At 69.6% G+C, this 16017-nt stretch carries 9 protein-coding genes, 4 tRNA genes and 1 riboswitch; of the genes, 6 read left to right on the top strand and 7 right to left on the bottom strand.

Going from position 1 to position 16017, the window contains the following annotated elements; translation table 11 throughout:
* Positions 1-301: 301 nt before the first annotated feature.
* Both ACFY3V_RS11950 and ACFY3V_RS11945 read right to left on the bottom strand, forming a co-directional pair.
* Positions 302-826, bottom strand: a complete 525-nt coding sequence (locus ACFY3V_RS11950) for an NUDIX hydrolase (protein WP_389772544.1) — start codon at positions 824-826, stop codon at positions 302-304.
* 85 nt (positions 827-911) lie between these two features.
* The gene (locus ACFY3V_RS11945) at positions 912-1343 is read right to left on the bottom strand and encodes a PPOX class F420-dependent oxidoreductase (protein WP_389772541.1); all 432 of its coding nucleotides are present in this window, start codon (positions 1341-1343) and stop codon (positions 912-914) included.
* A gap of 755 nt (positions 1344-2098) precedes the next feature.
* Between ACFY3V_RS11945 and ACFY3V_RS11940 the strand changes: the two genes are divergently transcribed.
* Both ACFY3V_RS11940 and ACFY3V_RS11935 read left to right on the top strand, forming a co-directional pair.
* Positions 2099-5050: a lectin gene (locus tag ACFY3V_RS11940; RefSeq protein WP_389772538.1), complete on the top strand. Its 2952-nt coding sequence runs from the start codon at positions 2099-2101 to the stop codon at positions 5048-5050.
* Positions 5051-5170: 120 nt separating this feature from the next.
* The gene (locus ACFY3V_RS11935) at positions 5171-6964 is read left to right on the top strand and encodes a lectin (RefSeq protein WP_389772536.1); all 1794 of its coding nucleotides are present in this window, start codon (positions 5171-5173) and stop codon (positions 6962-6964) included.
* A 179-nt stretch (positions 6965-7143) separates the two neighbouring features.
* Here the strand turns inward: ACFY3V_RS11935 and ACFY3V_RS11930 are convergent.
* The 5 genes from ACFY3V_RS11930 to ACFY3V_RS11910 form a co-directional block, all read right to left on the bottom strand.
* A tRNA-Val gene (locus ACFY3V_RS11930) sits at positions 7144-7218 on the bottom strand.
* A 13-nt stretch (positions 7219-7231) separates the two neighbouring features.
* A tRNA-Gly gene (locus tag ACFY3V_RS11925) sits at positions 7232-7303 on the bottom strand.
* 74 nt (positions 7304-7377) lie between these two features.
* A tRNA-Cys gene (locus ACFY3V_RS11920) sits at positions 7378-7448 on the bottom strand.
* 25 nt (positions 7449-7473) lie between these two features.
* Positions 7474-7545, bottom strand: a tRNA-Gly gene (locus ACFY3V_RS11915).
* Positions 7546-7635: 90 nt separating this feature from the next.
* Positions 7636-9885 (bottom strand): N-acetylmuramoyl-L-alanine amidase, encoded by a 2250-nt coding sequence (locus ACFY3V_RS11910; protein WP_389772533.1) that lies wholly within the window; start codon positions 9883-9885, stop codon positions 7636-7638.
* 153 nt (positions 9886-10038) lie between these two features.
* Between ACFY3V_RS11910 and ACFY3V_RS11905 the strand changes: the two genes are divergently transcribed.
* The 4 genes from ACFY3V_RS11905 to ACFY3V_RS11890 all read left to right on the top strand — a co-directional run bounded on the left by ACFY3V_RS11905 (position 10039) and on the right by ACFY3V_RS11890 (position 16014).
* Positions 10039-10314 (top strand): hypothetical protein, encoded by a 276-nt coding sequence (locus ACFY3V_RS11905; protein WP_350943877.1) that lies wholly within the window; start codon positions 10039-10041, stop codon positions 10312-10314.
* Between the two features lie 53 nt (positions 10315-10367).
* Complete coding sequence (glmS, locus tag ACFY3V_RS11900; protein ID WP_362897122.1) at positions 10368-12188, top strand: glutamine--fructose-6-phosphate transaminase (isomerizing); 1821 nt, start codon at positions 10368-10370, stop codon at positions 12186-12188.
* Between the two features lie 91 nt (positions 12189-12279).
* Positions 12280-13305, top strand: a complete 1026-nt coding sequence (locus ACFY3V_RS11895; RefSeq protein WP_362897120.1) for a tripartite tricarboxylate transporter substrate-binding protein — start codon at positions 12280-12282, stop codon at positions 13303-13305.
* Positions 13306-13309: 4 nt separating this feature from the next.
* Positions 13310-13511, top strand: a riboswitch (cobalamin riboswitch).
* Between the two features lie 112 nt (positions 13512-13623).
* Positions 13624-16014: a ribonucleoside-diphosphate reductase subunit alpha gene (locus ACFY3V_RS11890; RefSeq protein ID WP_389772528.1), complete on the top strand. Its 2391-nt coding sequence runs from the start codon at positions 13624-13626 to the stop codon at positions 16012-16014.
* Positions 16015-16017 lie beyond the last annotated feature (3 nt).

The raw sequence follows: 16017 nt of genomic DNA, 5'->3' as shown, positions 1-16017 counted from the left end.
TAGCGATTAACCATGTTTCAGGTCATGCCTCCTTACATGGTGCTCCCTATCATCAAGTATCGCGTGCCGAAAAGAAGATCGGGATGATTGTCCGGAGATCGCCCCAGGTGGGAAGGGGATCCTCCCGGGCCGACCAGGGGCTGAGAAGGATCCGTCCCGGTAGACGGCCCGGTGGGAGCCTTGAGGTGGTCGCGGCCGTCGAGAGCCGGCGCGGGAGGCGGATCGCCTCGTGTCCCACGGTTCGCTTCGTGCCCGGGATATCCGCAGCTCACGGTCCCGCCCGGACAGATCGCTTCGTGTCCTACGGTTCGGTGAGGACGTAGAGCAGCGCGGCCATGCTGGTGCCGCACGTGACGTCGCCCCTGCCGACCATGTCGCGGACGTCGGCGAGTGGCACCCACTCGACGCGCTCGGCCTCCCACGGGTCGGTCGGCGGGCCGATGCGAACGGCGCCGTCGGCGCGGAAGATGTGGTGGACCGAGTCGGAGAGCCCGTTGCTCGGCTGGACGCGCAGCAGCGGGCGCAGCGGTCCGGGGCGCCATCCGGTCTCCTCCTCGAACTCGCGTGCGGCGGCCGTCGCCGGCTCCTCGCCGTCCTCGATCCCGCCGATGGGAATCTCCCAGCCCCACGAATCGGGGATGAAGCGATGCCGCCATATCAGCAGCACCCGCCGCCGATCGTCGGTGACGACGGCCCCGGCCCCCGGTGCGGTACGGATCAGCCGGTAGTCCAGGCGCCTGCCGTCGGGAAGCTCCACGTCCGCGACCCGGACATCGAGCCACCGATCGGTGTAGAGAGGTTCTTCTGAGTGGACCTGCCAGCGCATGCGGTGTGCTCCCAGCCTGTTACCTGATCTCGTCCACGCTACCGAGGGCGCGGCCCCGGACGTTCGGCGTTTCTCCCGGACGCCGTCAGCCGATCCTCTCGCCGTACACGTGGTCGACCGTCATGACCATGAGCACCCGGCGGTCGGAGACCATCACCGCCCGGTACTCGTCCCAGTCCGGGTGCTCTCCGGCGGCGAGGCGGTAATAGCGCACCAGTGCCTCGACCTCGGGACCGTGCGGATCGTTTCCCGGCCCGGTGAGTGTCGCCGTACCCTCGGCGGTGGCCCATGCCAGACCGTCGGGGGCGGTCACCTCCAGTGTGGCGCGTGGGTCTCGCCGCAGGTTCGCCGTCTTGGCGCGTCCCTCGGTCATCGAGACGTAGACGACCTTGGCCTCCGGGTCGTAGAAGGGCATGACGGGGGAGAGCTGGGGGCGGCCGTCGGACTTGATCGTCGCGAGGACACCGAGGCGGCTTTCCGCGAGCAGTGCGCGCGGATCGAATGGTGTGGCGGTCATGCTCAGGGCCAAGGCGCGACCGGACGCCGATTATTCCCCCGCGACGCGGGGCCGAGAGGGCGGGGGCGCTTCGCCGGGGGCGAGGACACGGGGCACTTCGCCGAGATCGAAGACCTCCCATCAGTACGACACATCTGAACGTTTCATGCGGGCTGGTCGGCACAGGTGACCGCACGGCAGGCATCGTCCCAGGTAGAGGCGGAAAACGGCTCACCATGCCCGGAACGGCGGTGTGCTATTTGCGAAATAAGTAGGCTTAAAGTCTTGACGGGGATAAGCGCCCGGAACGTAATGGGTAGTGAGGTCCCAGGGGTGATCCTTCCGGTGCCTCCGCGGCTGGATCACATGAGCGGGATGTGGGGACGCTTCGCGCCCTCCACGTCGTGATCGGCCATGTCGACATTCACCACCTCGCCGCACCATGCCTTCTTTCGTGGTGTCACCGGTGAGGCGCACCCTCCTGGGAGAAGCACGTGACCGATCGAACGAGCCCCGCGGCCGAGGCCCGCCTCGGCCCGGTGTGGCCGTCCTCATCGGTGTCGTGATGGCCAGGAGACCGCCTCCGCCGCTCCGCCGATCGCGGTCACCGTGCCACGGAACGGCATGATCCGGACGATCCCCGACCTGGATCCGCGCAGTCGGCCGTCGCCGTACGTCTCCTCGTTCGGCGATGGTCTCCACCTCGGGAGGGCGTCACCCACCTGAGGCGGAGGGCGTGACCTGACCCACACCCCCCACCCCCCGAAGGAACAACCGTGCAACCATCTTCGCCTGCTACGGCGCGCAGACCGGTCCTGACCGGTATCGTCGCCGGGTTGCTGGCCGCGGCGTTCACTCTCGTCGCCCCCGTCACCTCCACCCTCGCGGCCACCCCGGCCCTGCACGCGTCATCATCCGGCGTCAACGGAGCGGGTTCGTCGTACCAGGCGCTCGCGCTGAACATCCCGGCATCCGACTACCAGCAGATCTCACTCGCGTCGGGCGGTAACGAGATCGGCGAGGCGATGTCACTGGCCGTGTTGCCGAACCGGTCGGTCCTCCACACGGCCCGCGACGGCACGCTGCGCGTGACCGACGTCAACGGCAACACGAAGGTGTCCGCCAGGCTCAACGTCTACACCCATGACGAGGAGGGCCTGCAGGGGGTCGGAGTCGATCCGAACTTCGCCACGAACCGCTACGTCTGGCTGTACTACTCACCCCGGCTGAGCACGCCGAACGGCGACGCCCCGGCTACCGGCACCCAGGCGCAGTTCGACCAGTGGAAGGGCGAGTTCTACCTGTCCCGTTTCACCCTCAAATCGGATGAAACGCTCGACACGGCCAGCGAGAAGGTGGTCCTGCGGGTCGCCAACGACCGCGGTCAGTGCTGTCACGCGGGCGGTGACATCGACTTCGACGCGCAGGGCAACCTGTACCTGACCACCGGCGACGACACCAACCCCTTCGAGTCGAGCGGCTACTCCCCGCTGGACGAGCGGACCAACCGCAACCCGCAGTACGACGCCCAGCGCTCGGCCGGCAACACCAACGACCTGCGCGGCAAGCTGCTGCGGATCAAGCCGCAGGCGGACGGCACCTACACGATCCCCAGCGGCAACCTGTTCGCGCCGGGGACGTCGGGGACGCGGCCGGAGATCTACGCGATGGGCCTGCGCAACCCGTTCCGGATGAGCGTCGACAAGGCGACCGGCGTCGTCTACCTGGGAGACTACGGGCCGGACGCGGGGTCGACCAACTCCAACCGGGGACCGAGCGGTCAGGTGGAGTTCAACCGCATCACCTCCGCCGGCAACTACGGCTGGCCGTACTGCACGGGCAGCAACACCACCACCGAGACCTACAACGAGTGGAACTTCGCCTCCAACAGCACCGGCCCGAAGTACAACTGCTCGGGAGGCCCGACCAACAACTCCTTCCGCAACACCGGACTGACCACGCTGCCCCCGGCCAAGCCGGCGTGGATCAAGTACGCCGGTGACTCCGGCTCGCCGCCGGAGTTCGGCAGCGGTTCGGAGTCGCCGATGGGCGGTCCGGTCTACCGGTACGACGCGAACCTGAACTCAAGCGTCAAGTTCCCCGCCTCGCTCAACGGACGGTTCTTCGCCGGCGAGTACGGCCGTCGCTGGATCAAGGCCATCGAGGTGAAGAGCGACGGCGGTTACGGCGAGATCTCCTCGTTCCCCTGGTCGGGGACACAGGTGATGGACATGGCCTTCGGTCCCGACGGAGCGCTGTACGTGCTGGACTACGGCACGGGAAACAACAACCAGGCGCTCTACCGGATCGAGTACATCGGCCAGGCGGCCAACCGCAACCCGATCGCGAGGGCCTCGGCCGACAAGACCTCGGGAGCGGCTCCGCTGACGGTGAACTTCTCCTCGTCGGGCAGTTCCGACCCCGAGGGCGGCGCGCTGACGTACTCGTGGAACTTCGGCGACGGCACCACCTCCACCGCCGCCAACCCGACCAAGACCTACACCACCAACGGCTCGTACACCGCCACGCTCACCGTGCGCGACCCGCAGGGGCTGACCGGAGGCGCGAGTGTCAGCGTGACCGTCGGCAACACCGCCCCGTCCGTCACGCTCACGTCGCCGGGCGACGGTCAGCTGTTCTCCTTCGGCGACACGGTGCCTTTCCAGGTCAGCGTGAGCGACCCGGAGGACGGCACGATCGACTGCTCGAAGGTGACGGTCACCTACTCGCTCGGCCACGACAGCCACGCTCACCAGATCACCTCCAGGAACGGCTGCAGCGGCTCCATCGCGGTGCCGGTCGACGGTGAGCACGACTCCGCGGCGAACATCTTCGGTGTCTTCGTGGCCTCCTACACCGACGGGGGCGGCCTGACCGCCACCAGCAGCCGGACGCTGCAGCCACGGTACCGGCAGGCCGAGCACTTCGGCGCCCAGCAGGGCGTGCAGACGGCGGACCACGCCAGCGCCGATGGCGGCAGGACCGCCGGCTTCGTCGACGACGGCGACTGGATCTCCTTCCAGCCGTACAACCTGAGCAACGTCACGAGCTTCACCGCGCGGGTGTCCTCGGCGGGCGCGGGCGGCCGGATCGAGGTACGGGCGGGATCGGCCACGGGCACGCTGCTGGGATCGGTGAACGTCACGAGCACCGGTAGCTGGGAGACCTTCGCCAACGTCTCGGCGAACATCAGCGGCGGGCCGAGCGGCGCCACGACGCTGTACCTCGTCTTCCGCGGCGCGACCGGTCAGGGCTACCTGTTCGACCTGGACTCCTTCACCTTCGGCACCGGCACGACGCCCAACCCGACTCCGACGCCGACGCCTTCCGGGCCTTCCGGTGACACGAGCGCGTTGCGCGGGGTGGCGTCGAACCGGTGCCTGGACGTCAGCGGCGCCTCGCAGACCAACGGTGCGGCGGTGAACATCTGGGACTGCAACGGCCAGGCCAACCAGCGGTGGACCTCGACCAGTGCGGGTGAGCTGCGGGTGTACGGCAACAAGTGCCTGGATGTGAACGGGGCCGGGACCGCGAACGGCACGGTGTTGATCATCTGGGACTGCAACGGTCAGAACAACCAGAAGTGGCGCTTCAACTCGGACGGCACGATCACCGCGATCGGTAGCGGCAAGTGCCTGGACCTGTCCAACTCCGGTACCGCCAACGGCACCAGAGCGCACATCTGGACCTGCCAGGGCAGCACCAGCCAGAGATGGAACCGCGTCTGAGGCGGTCCGCCTCCTACGCGACCCCGACCACTCCACGAGCACCTCATCGATGTGGCGCCCGGCGCGGCCCGGCTCATCGCCGAAAAGGCCCCGCCGGGCGCCACGATGGAAGGACGACCAATGCTTCGACATCTGATATCCGCCGCGGGCGGCGACCGCAGGACACCCGTGCTGCGACGCCTCTCGGCCGCCGCGGTGGCGCTCACCGCCGCCGCCGCCACGATGATGGTCCCCGCCGTCCCCGCCCAGGCCGCCGCCTTCAAGGTGCTGGTCTTCTCCAAGACGGCCGGGTTCCGGCACGACGCGATCCCCGTCGGCATCCAGGCCATCCGCGACCTGGGGGCTTCCAACGACTTCACCGTGGACGCGACCGAGGAGTCCAACGCCTTCAGCGGGTCCAACCTCGCCCAGTACAAGGCGGTGGTGTTCCTCAACACCACCGGTGACGTGCTGAACGACACCCAGCAGAACGCCTTCCAGTCGTACGTGGACGGCGGCGGCGGATATGTGGGAGTGCATTCGGCCGCCGACACCGAGTACAACTGGCCGTACTACGGGCAACTGGTGGGTGCCTGGTTCAACAGCCATCCGGCGATCCAGCAGGCGACGGTGCGGAACGAGGACCGGGCGCACGCCGCGACCGCCCATCTGGGGACGACATGGTCCCGGTCCGACGAGTGGTACAGCTATCGGAGCAACCCCCGTCCGAACGTGCGGGTCCTGCAGAACCTGGACGAGAGCAGCTACAGCGGCGGTGGCATGGGTGACCACCCGATCACCTGGTGCCGTCCCCAGGCCTCCGGCCGCTCGTTCTACACCGGGCTGGGCCACACCCAGGCGTCGTACTCGGACTCGAACTTCCGCACGCTGCTGCTGGGCGGAATCCGGTACGCGGCCAAGGCGGTCAACGCCGACTGCCGCCCGGAGACCGGCTACACGGCGTTGTACAACGGGTCGACGACGGGCTGGTCGCAGGCCGGTCCGGGATCGTTCGCGAACAGCAACGCCACGCTGACCTCCCAGGGTGGCATGGGCATGCTGTGGTACAGCGCCAAGGAGTTCGGCTCCTACTCGCTCAAGCTCGACTGGAGACTGACCGGCGACTCCAACTCGGGGGTGATCGTCGGGTTCCCGGCCACCAGTGACCCGAACGCGGCGCTCAACACCGGGCACGAGGTGCAGATCGACGCGACCGACAGCGCCGACAAGACGACAGGTGCGATCTACGGCTTCAAGGCGGCGGACATCGCCGCACGTGACGCGGCGCTGAACCCGCCGGGTCAGTGGAACACCTACGAGTTGCTGGTGGAGGGTGAGCGGCTGCAGGTGTTCCTGAACGGCGCGAAGATCAACGACTTCACCAACACCGACCCGGTCCGCTCGCTCCAGCAGGGCTACATCGGCATCCAGAACCACGGGTCCGGCGACGTGGCGGCGTTCCGCAACATCCGCATCAAGGAACTGACCACCCCGAACCCGACCCCGACCCCGACGCCAACCCCGACGCCCTCGCCGACGCCCACCGCGAGCACGAGCGCGTTGCGTGGGGTGGCGTCGAACCGGTGCCTGGACGTCAGCGGTGCCTCGCAGAGCAACGGTGCGGCGGTGAACATCTGGGACTGCAACGGCCAGGCCAACCAGCGGTGGACCTCGACCAGTGCGGGTGAGCTGCGGGTGTACGGCAACAAGTGCCTGGATGTGAACGGGGCCGGGACCGCGAACGGCACGGTGTTGATCATCTGGGACTGCAATGGTCAGAACAACCAGAAGTGGCGCTTCAACTCGGACGGCACGATCACCGCGATCGGTAGCGGCAAGTGCCTGGACCTGTCCAACTCCGGTACCGCCAACGGCACCAGAGCGCACATCTGGACCTGCCAGGGCAGCACCAGCCAGAGATGGAACCGTGTGTGACCGTGATGTGACGTGACTCCGGAGCCGGTCCGCCCTCGGCGGGCCGGCTCCAGGGGGCGTCCCCGCCGGACGGGGGCGGCCGGATTCCGGCGGGCTATACGAAGCAGAAAGCCGCCAACGCCCCTGAGCAGGGATTTTGGCGGCCATTCGACGTGATCGACCCATGGATTCCATGGGGGTGGTGGACGATACAGGGATTGAACCTGTGACCTCTTCCGTGTCAGGGAAGCGCTCTCCCGCTGAGCTAATCGTCCTCGGGTGAATCAGAGCGGAAGACGGGATTCGAACCCGCGACCCTCACCTTGGCAAGGTGATGCTCTACCACTGAGCCACTTCCGCGTATTCGCTTCGGGTTTCCCCTCGGCGCCCGCACCACTTTACCGGATCCCGGAGGGTCCGATGGTCGTGCGTTGAGGTGGAGACGGGATTTGAACCCGTGTAGACGGCTTTGCAGGCCGTTGCCTCGCCTCTCGGCCACTCCACCGGTCAGGCCCCTGGAGGCCCGCCGGAGCGGAAGACGGGATTCGAACCCGCGACCCTCACCTTGGCAAGGTGATGCTCTACCACTGAGCCACTTCCGCGTGATCCCCGGTAAACGGCTCCGGGGCACGTGAAAACTCTAGCGCCTCCGCAGGGCGGATGTGCGCAACGAGCCGGATCATCGGAGAGCCTCATCCGGTGACCGGTCGGACGTCGGAGGCCCGGACGAACATGATCCGGTGCCCGAACTGGATCTGCCGGTAGCGGGCGTCGCCCGTGACGACGCGGTGTTTCGACGGGTCGAAGGAGGCCGCCCTGAGGTACGAGCCCCGTGTCGCCGGGCCGGAGCTGTAGGCCTGCCCGGCCGGTATCGAGTACTGCAGCGGAGTCAGGTCCTGTGTGGGAACGCCCCTCGGGTAGGCGGGTTTCATCGGATAGGCCCTGCCGTACACCTTGACCGGGGAACGGCCCGGCCTGGGCGTCACCAGGGGGCCGGACGCGCGCACGGAGGTGGGGGCCGTGGCCGGGTCGTGGAACCACGCCTTCTGGCCGAGGTACCAGATCGCGGTCCAGTCGCCTCTGCGCTCGGCGAGTGCGTACCGCTGGCCGGTGGAGGCGCGGGCGGCGTGGTCGTAGACGCTGTACGTGGAGTCGCCGGTGGGGTGCTTGCCGATGTCCCTCACCAGCGGCGCGGTGGTGGAGGGGCGCGTGCGCAGCCAGACCGAGGCGGCGCCCAGGTCACGGCACCCCCCGCCGCAGCCGGTGAACCCCGGTCTGTTGGTGCCGTAGTCGGGCCTGATCAGCACCGAGCGCGCGGCGTCGCCCCCCGAGGCGCGCAGCGGCCTGCCGAGCAACTCGAAGTAGTGGGCCCAGTCCCAGTAGGGGCCGGGGTCCTCGTGCATGCCTGCCACGGTCTCCGGGGTGGTGCCCGGCACGTTGTCGTGTCCCAGGATGTGGGCCCGGTCGAGGGGGATGTCGTACTTGGCCGCGAGGTGGCGGACCAGCCTGGCCGAGGCGAGGTACATCGCCTCGGTGTACCAGGCGCCGCCCTTGGCCAGGTAGCCCTCGTGCTCCAGGCCGATGGAACGGGAGTTGACGTACCAGTTTCCGGCGTGCCAGCCGATGTCCCTGGCCCGCAGGTGCTGGGCGATGTGGCCGTCGGCGGAGCGGATGGTGAAGTGCCAGCTCAGGTAGGTGGGGTCTTTGGCCAGGCGGGTCATCGCGTCGTAGCTCGTCTCCCCGTCGTGGATCACGATGTAGTCGATCTCCCGAGGGCCGTCGGAGCGGTCGTGATTGCCGTACCCGCCGCCGGGGAGCCGTTCGTAGGCGGCGGGGAGCCACTCGCAGGAGACGCTCTTCGGGCAGTCGGGCCCCGGAGCGGGCATCATGGCGATCTTCTTGGCGGGGATGGGCGTCGGGGTGGCGGCCGGAGTGGGGGTGGGGGTGGGTGACGCGGAGGGCGGCTCGGCGGGTGGTTCGGTGGGTGGCTCGGAGGGCGAGGCGCGTCGTTCCAGGGGGAGCGGTGCTCGTGGCTCGGACGGTCTCGAGGGCTTCGCCGGGGCGGGCCGCGCGAAGGCCGTGAGGAACGCGGGAGACGACGCGGGAGACGCGGGAGACACGGAAGGCGGCGTGGAGGGCGCGGGAGGCGCAAAAGGTGCAGAAGGCGCAGAAGGCGCAGAGGGCGAGAGGGGCGTGGGCAGGTCGGGTGTGGCGGGGAGGACCACCCGCTCGCCGTCGTCGGTCACCCGGGCGGCACCGGCCCTGATCGTCGCGTAGACCTCGTCGGCGAAGGAGAACGCGGCATCCTCGTCCGCCGCGCCCCTCTCCCGGGTGCCGGGGTATCGGGCGACGGCCTCGTACCAGCCGGCCGGGTCGTCGCGAGGGCTCCCGCCGGCACGGCGCCGGTAGTCGGCGAGCAGCGCGGCGCCGCCCATGATGTTGGCGGAGGCGTCCTCGCGCAGCCGGTCGGGGGGCAGGCCAGTCAGCTCGGCGGCCCGCCGCAGGGTGTCTCGCGGCCGGTCCTTCGCGACGGAAGGAACGGCGATCAGGCGAGGCCGGGTCTCGTCGCCGCGCGGGTCCTCCCCGGTGCCGTGGGGCCGTCCGGGTGCGGCCCGGCCGTCGACCAGGTGCATCGGGCCGTATCCCGCGGAGACGCTGGGCCGCCCGTCGTGGCCCTCCCAGCGGGATTCCAGGTAGGAGACCGCGAGCAGCACGCTCTGTGGCACCCCGTACGTCCGTGCGGCCCTGGTGAAGGCGGCCTGCCTGCCGGACCGCGCGCTCGTTCCCGCCGTCGCCGTGCCGGACGGTGTGGAGGTCCCGGAGAGGGGTGAGGGCGTCCGGGGGTGCGCCGGCCGATCCCCGGGACGTGCCGCCTGCGCGGGGGCGACCGAGGTGAGGACGGCGAGAGCGGTGACGACGGTGATCCCTGGCAGGCGGCGCATGGCGGTTCCTCCCCCTCTGACGACTACCTAGAGTTATCAGAGATTACCGACTGTCGTGCATTGTGGTGAGGTTGTGATGTTGAGGAGATTCTCTGCCCGAAATCGGGCAGGAAACTTGGTGTGTTCCCTCCGGGATGCGTATGGTCCTGATCTGTGTCCACGGCACGGAATCCGCATGAGGATCTGATCACCCACCTGATCCGGACGAGCGCGCTCGGTCCCGGCGAGGCGGCGCGGGTCGTCGCGGATGTGCTGGCCTACTTCTCCGAGCCCGTCGACGAGTTCGTCCGGCGGCGCCACACGGAGCTCAGGGCCAGGGGATTGGTCAACGACGAGATCTTCCCCAGGGTCGCCGCCGAGCTGGCGGTACGCCGTGTCGCGGCACCCGAACTCTCCCTGAGACAGCTTCGCCGGATCGTCTACGGGTAGCAGGCGACGGTACCTCGATCGTTTAGCGATGTTCATGGATAAGGAGCGGTTACATGTGCGGAATCGTGGCCTATGTAGGGCCCAAGGACGCGGCGCCCATCCTGCTGGAGGGCCTGCAGCGTCTTGAGTACCGGGGCTACGACTCGGCCGGTGTGGTGATCTCCAACAAGGGCCTCAAGATGCGCAAGGTCAAGGGCCGGGTGGCCGACCTGGCGGCGGTCGTGCCCGCGCGGTTCAAGGGCGGCCTGGGTATCGGTCACACCCGCTGGGCCACCCACGGCGCGCCCAGCGACGTCAACGCCCACCCGCACCTGTCCACCGACGAGCGCATCGCCGTCGTGCACAACGGCATCATCGAGAACGCCGACGAGCTGCGCGCCAAGCTGGAGGCCGATGGTGCGATCTTCCTGTCGGAGACCGACACCGAGGTGCTGTCGCACCTGATCGCCCGCACGGTCAAGGAGTCCGACTCGCTGGAGGAGGCCGTGCGGACCGCGCTCAAGCGGGTCGTCGGCACGTACGGGATCGCGGTGATCGACTCCGAGCGTCCCGGCGAGGTGGTCGTGGCGCGCAACGGCAGCCCCATCGTGCTGGGCATCGGCGAGAAGGAGATGTTCGCCGCGTCCGACGTGGCCGCGCTGGTCCGCTACACGCGCCAGGTGGTGCACCTGGAGGACGGCGAGATCGCCGTGCTGCGGGCCGACGGGTTCAACACCTTCGCCAGCGACGCGCGGGAGACGGCCAAGGAGACGCTGACCGTCGACTGGGAGGCCGGGCACTACGACACCGGCGGCTACGAGCACTACCTGCTCAAGGAGATCTCCGAGCAGCCCGACACGGTGGCCAGGACGCTGCGCGGGCGGCTGGACGACCGCTTCCACATCGCCCACCTGGGCGGTCTCAACATGGACGCGCGGGAGAGCCGCTCGTTCCGCCGAGTGAAGATCATCGGCTGCGGTTCCGCCTACTACTCGGGCCAGATCGGCGCGCAGCTCATCGAGGAACTGGCGCGCATCCCCGCCGACGCGGAGCCGGCGAGCGAGTTCCGCTACCGCAGCCCGGTGGTGGAGGCCGACACCCTCTACGTGGCGATCAGTCAGTCGGGCGAGACCTACGACACCCTCGCCGCCGTGCAGGAGCTCAAGCGCAAGGGCGGCAGGGTGCTCGGCATCGTCAACACGGTGGGCAGCGCGATCGCCCGCGAGTGCGACGGCGGCGTCTACCTGCACGCGGGCCCCGAGGTCTCGGTGGCGAGCACCAAGGCGTTCACCTCGACCGCCGTGGCCTTCGCGCTGCTCGCGCTGCACCTGGGCCGGGTGCGCGACCTGTCTCCCGCCGACGGCCGCAGGATCTGCGACGGCCTGCGCAGGCTGCCGGACCAGATCAAGGAGATCCTGGCGCTGGAGCCGCAGATCAAGGAACTGGCGGGCAAGTACGCCGAGTCGCCGAGCATGATGTTCGTGGGCCGGGTGAGGGGCTATCCGGTGGCCCGCGAGGGCGCGCAGAAGCTCAAGGAGATCTCGTACGTGCACGCCGAGGCCTATCCGGCGAGCGAGCTGAAGCACGGACCACTGGCGCTGATCGGCCCGGACATGCCGACGGTGGCGATCGTCCCCGACGACGAGCTGCTGGACAAGAACCTCACCACGCTGGGTGAGATCCGCGCCCGGGGCGGCCGGGTGCTCATGGTGGGCCACCGCGACGCCGACCCCAAGCTCGCCGACGACTGCGTCGTGGTGCCCAAGAACGAGACCGAGCTGGACCCGATCCTGCTCTCGATCCCGCTGCAGCTCTTCGCCTACCACGCGGCGGTGGCCCTGGGCCGCGACGTCGACAAGCCCAGGAACCTGGCCAAGAGCGTCACGGTGGAGTGAGCCCCGCGCCCTTTCCCTCCCCCCACCTCGTCACAGATAGTGATGGGGTACTAACCTGTGGTATGGGGGGTTCTTGGGGGAAGGGGCGCTTATGCGCCGTAGGGGGTTTTTCGCGCTGGCGGCGGGGGTGCTGCTCGCCGCGGGGTGCGGCGCGAACGACGCCGGCTCGGTGGTGAAGCGCCTGCTCCTCCTCGAACCGACCGCCGACGGCCACGGCTGGGACAGGATCGCGGGCAGGCTGGCGACCGTCGCGGTCCAGGCGGGACTGGCGCGTACCGCGATGGCCGTCGAGCGGGGCGGCGCCCTGGGCTCCGCCCCTCGCGACGCGTTCGGCGCCTTCGGTGCCTTCGGCGGCCCCTTCGCGCGAGAGGGCAGGCTGCTCGTCACCGCGATGCCGATGGTGGCGGCCGCGGAGATCGCCAACACCGTCGCCGTGGTGAACGCCGCCACTCCCATCGCCCGCCTGGTCGGCGACTGGGCGGTCCTGGTCGTCCCCGCCGACTCCCGCCTGCTGACCTTCGAGGACTTCGCCGCGGGGTTGCGCCGGAACCCGGCGGGGCTCGCGGTCGGCGGCCGGTCGGAAGGGGGCTCCGAGCACGTGCTCTACGGCATGATCGGCAAGTGCCTCGGGGTGGACACCCGGCTGCTGGAGTATGCCGGATACCTCACCCCCGAGGACGCCGTGGAGGCGCTCCAGGTGGGCCAGGTGGCGGCCCTGCTGGGATCGGCGCGTGCCCTGCGCTCCGAGATCGCCGCGGGCCGTATGCGGCCCCTGGCGGTCTCCTCCGGCGACCGGATCGACGGGATCGACGCGCCGACGCTCAGAGAGGTCGACGTCCGGCTGGAGTACAGCGACTGGTGCGGCCTGCTGGGGCCCAAGGACATGAGCCCGGAGGACAGGGACGCCGCGATCGCCCTGTGCGACAGGCTCGACGCCGCGCCACGCTGGCGCTCCCTGTGCGCGGCCCACGGCTGGAGCCGGGTCTATCTCAGCGGCGACGACTTTCGCCAGTGGCTCGCCACCGAGACGGCCCGCGCCCGCGGTGTGCTTCACGAGCTCGGGCTACTGAAGTCCTCCGACACAACCTGTTGGGGTAGTTGCGTCAGGCGCCCCTAGATGTAGGATCCTGCTCGTTGCTGGTTCGCCCCGCAGGGGGCGAGGCAAGAGGGAACCCGGTGAGATTCCGGGACTGCCCCGCAGCGGTGAACGGGAACGAAAGCCGTCATTGAGCACTGGGTGATCCATACCTGGGAAGCGACGGCCGGTAGGCATGCGCGTTGCGCCCGTGAGTCCGAAGACCTGCCGGTGACGTGAATGTCCAGGGCCTCGTGGGAGGGCCCGCGGAACGAGGCGATCCGGCGTGCCCGGGATCGCTCGCGGACGCGTGCCATCCGGCGGAGCCTGGGGCGAGTCCGATCGAGCGAGGGGCACCAGGTGACACAGGCATTGGCGGAGACCGCGACGGGGAGCACGGCGGCGACCGCGACGGGCGACAGCGGCGTCGAAGGCGCGGTGGTGACCGCGTCGGGCCATCGCGGCACGGGAAACACCGGGAACGCGCGGAGCGCCGCGGTGGCCGCGACGGGCGACGACGGCGCCGGAAGCACCGGGAGCGCCACGGACGCCCGCAGGCTGGCCATCGACGAGGCCGCCGCCCGGGTGATCACCGATCCCGAGAACTCCAGGGTCGCCGCCGCGATGCTGGCCGAGCTGATCGCCGACGAGGCCGCCGAGCACGGCGTCCGCGCCTTCTCCGAGTCCGTCGCCGCGACCCACGAGGCGGGGCTGGTCGCCGACGGGCTCGCGAGGTTCGTGTCCGCCCACGCCGCGGTCCTGGACGCGCTGGTCGATCCGGAGGCGGACGCCAGGTTCGAGTACTTCGGGCTGCGCACCGTCTACGACCGCTACCTGCTGCGCCACCCGAGGACCCGCAAGGTCCTGGAGCGCCCGCAGCACTTCTTCCTGCGGGTGGCCTGCGGCCTGGCCGAGACCGTCGAGGAGGCCGCCGAGCTGTACGCGCTCATGGCCACCCTGTCCTACCTGCCCAGTTCGCCCACGCTGTTCAACTCGGGCTCGCGCAGGCCCCAGCTCTCCTCGTGCTTCCTGCTCGACTCGCCCCGCGACGAGCTGGAGTCCATCTACGAGCGCTACGGGCAGGTCGCGCGGCTGTCGAAGTACGCGGGGGGCATCGGGATCGCCTGGACCAGGGTCCGCTCGCGGGGCTCGCTGATCCGGGGCACCAACGGACACTCCAACGGCATCGTGCCCTGGCTGCGCACGCTCGACTCCAGCGTCGCCGCGGTGAACCAGGGAGGCCGCCGCAAGGGCGCGGCCTGCGTCTACCTGGAGCCCTGGCACGCCGACGTCGAGGAGTTCCTGGAACTGCGCGACAACACCGGCGAGGAGGCCCGCCGCACGCACAACCTGAACCTGGCCAACTGGATCCCCGACGAGTTCATGCGCCGGGTCGAGGCCGACGGCCTCTGGTCGCTGTTCGACCCCAAGGAGGTCCCGCACCTCACCGACCTGTACGGCGCCGCGTTCGACGACGCCTACCGGGCCGCCGAGGCCGAGGGCCGCTTCACCCGGCGGATCCCCGCCCGCACCCTGTACGGGCGGATGATGCGCACGCTCGCCCAGACCGGCAACGGCTGGATGACCTTCAAGGACGCGGCGAACCGTACCTCCAACCAGACGGCGAGGCCCGAGAACGTCATCCACCTGTCGAACCTCTGCACCGAGATCCTGGAGGTCACCGGCGACGCCGAGACCGCCGTCTGCAACCTCGGCTCGATCAACCTCGCCGCCCACCTGTCAGGGGACCTCGAGGACGGGATCGACTGGGCGCGGCTGCGCGCGACGGTCCGTACCGCGGTGCGGTTCCTCGACCGGACCATCGACCTGGGTTTCTACCCGACTCCCGAGGCGGAGGCGGCCAACCGGCGGTGGCGTCCGATCGGGCTCGGCCTGATGGGCCTGGCCGACGTGCTGTTCGCGCTGCGGCTGCCGTTCGACTCGCCGCGCGCGCTGGAGCTGTCCACCCGGATCTCCGAGGAGATCGCGCTCGCCGCCTACCGGACCTCCTCGGACCTGGCCGTCGAGCGTGGCCGCCATCCCTCGTACGAGGAGACCAGGGCCGCCGCCGGGGTGCTGCACCCCGACCACTACGGGGCCGCGACGTCGGCCGCGTGGACGGAGCTCAGGGGGCGGATCGCGGAGACCGGCCTGCGCAACTCGCTGATGATCGCGATCGCGCCGACGGCCACGATCGCCTCCATCGCCGGCTGCTACGAGTGCATCGAGCCGCAGGTCTCCAACGTCTTCAAGCGCGAGACCCTCTCGGGGGAGTTCCTCCAGGTCAACCGCTATCTCGTCCGCGACCTCCAGGCCCGCGGCCTGTGGACGGCGCCGATCCGCGACGCGATCAAGCGCGCCGACGGCTCGGTCCAGGACATCCCCGAGATCCCCGCCGACCTGCGGCTGCTCTACCGGACCGCCTGGGAGCTGCCGCAGAAGGCGCTGATCGACCTGGCCGCCGCGCGCACCCCGTACATCGACCAGTCGCAGTCGCTGAACCTCTTCATGGCCACGCCGACCATCGGCAAGCTCTCCTCGATGTACGCCTACGCGTGGAAGTCGGGCCTGAAGACCACCTACTACCTGCGCTCGCGCCCGGCCACCCGGATCGCGCAGGCCACCGTGGCGGCCCCGGCGGAACGGGCCGCGGCCGAGCCCGGGGCGGTGTCCGGGGTCGTGTCCGAAGTCGTGTCCGAGGCCGTCGCCTGCTCCCTGGAGAACCCCGAGTACTGCGACGCCTGCCAGTAGCCG

The organism is Streptosporangium sp. NPDC000095, from assembly GCF_042899335.1.
Classification (GTDB): Bacteria; Actinomycetota; Actinomycetes; order Streptosporangiales; family Streptosporangiaceae; genus Streptosporangium.
This window is presented reverse-complemented; position numbering and strand designations above follow the sequence as displayed.